We start from the raw sequence: 1,652 nt of genomic DNA on the forward strand, positions 1-1,652 counted from the left end.
CTGGGCGGCTGGCTGACCACCGTCGTCGGCCGGGTGTGCCTGGACATGCTGCGCTCGCGCGCCTCGCGGGGCGAGGAGTCGCTGGTTGCCGTAGTGCACGGCGAAGAGGGTCGCGGCCTGCTCGGTGGTGGTGGAGGCGAGCAGGAGCATCACCGCGGCGGACGCGGTCGGGGTGAGCTGGGTCCACCGGCCGGTGTGCTCGTCGAGGATGGCGCCGCCTTCGTCGGTGAGGACCGGGTGGGCGCTCTCACACAGCCGCCACACGGCCGCTCACCTCCTCCCACCACCGGACAGGTGCCTCGGCGAGCTGCCGCAGCCACACCTCGGCGGCCACCACCAGGTGCAGGGCGCCCTGGGCCGTGGGCTGCCCGGCGGCGGCCCGCTCCAGCGCCGCATGCACGGGCTGGGAGGTGACCAGCCCGAGAGCGGCCAGGCGCGATGACGGGCCGAGCAGGTCCCGCAGGGCGGGGGCGTTCTCGCGCAGACCCTGGTAGGCGAGGGCGTTGAAGCCGCCCTTGGTGGTGCGGGCGAGCACGAAGGGCGGCAGCACGCCGCTGCCGGTGAACGCCGCCTCCAGCAGCGGCTTGTACCGTCCCGGTGCCCCGCGCTGGTCGGCGGGCACGGCCAGGCAGGCCCGGATCACCTCGTTGTCGAGGAACGGGGCGGCCAGCTCGATGACGTGGTCGGCCAGTGCCAGCTCCCGCCACCCGGCGGTGTTCGCTCCGACCCGCACCAGGTCCTGCCGGTCCGACCAGTCCGCCAGCCGCCCTGGCGCGTCGGTGAGCTCGCTCGCCGCCTGGTCCAGGGCCTCGGCGAGGTGGTGGCGGACGCCTGTGGTCATCCAGTCCGCCGAGGCCAGCAGCGGTGTCCAGGAGATGGGCCGCTGGGCCTGCGGCACCCAGTCCCGGGCCGGGCGCCGCAGTTCGGCGGCCGTCTCCTGCCACGTCCCCGCCAGGTCCGTACGGGAGGCGGGCCGGGCGCGGGCGAGCACGGCGAAGGCAGAGGTGTGCCGCAGCCGGGCGTGCACCAGCGCGTGCTGCCATGCCCGCCGCCGCCGTCCCTCGCGCAGGAGGTCGGAGAGGTAGGAGGAAGGAGCGGAGAGCACCGCGTCCCCGCCGGCCCCGGTGAAGTGCACCCCCGGCGCCGGCGCCTGTCCGGCGACCGCGGCGAGCACGGTGCGTTTGATGGAGGCGGTGACCGCGTACGCGTTCGGCGCGTCGGTCACCGGCAGATGCCCCAGGTCCGCGAGATGGGCGTAGTACACGGTGTCCTCGGCGCCGGGAACGGTGCGATGGGTCAGGCCCGGCACGGTGGCCGCGGTGCGGACCGCGTACGCCAGGTCGTCGTCGCGCAGGCGTTCGTCGGCGAACGTCACCGCGGCCACCTCGGTGTGCTGGGCGGCCAGGCAGGCGAGCGTGGTGGAGTCCAGACCCGCCAGGTCCGCGCTGACGGGCCGCTCGTCGATCCGGGCGGCCACGGCCTCGGCGAGCGCGGCCCGCACCGCCGGCGCCTGTTGCCGCAGCCCGGCCGGCGGATAGGCGGCCGGCTCGAACCGCTCTGCCCGGGCGCCCTCGGGGCCGATCAGCAGCAGGTGCCCGGGCGGCACCCGCCGTACCGCGCGGAACAGGCTGCGCTCGGCGAGGACATCACTC

The 1,652-nt window shown here is 75.9% G+C and carries 1 protein-coding gene and 1 pseudogene; one reads left to right on the forward strand and one right to left on the reverse strand.

What is annotated here, in order from left to right; all coding sequences use genetic code 11:
- Positions 1-84: pseudogene (locus tag AB0K09_RS33210) on the forward strand (RNA polymerase subunit sigma-70); the annotation flags it as partial.
- Between the two features lie 163 nt (positions 85-247).
- Here AB0K09_RS33210 and AB0K09_RS33215 read toward each other — a convergent pair.
- The coding region (locus AB0K09_RS33215; RefSeq protein WP_366069110.1) for an asparagine synthase-related protein at positions 248-1,652 on the reverse strand (1,405 nt) is incomplete at its 5' end.

The sequence above is a fragment of the Streptomyces sp. NPDC049577 genome (assembly GCF_040675635.1).
GTDB lineage: Bacteria > Actinomycetota > Actinomycetes > Streptomycetales > Streptomycetaceae > Streptomyces.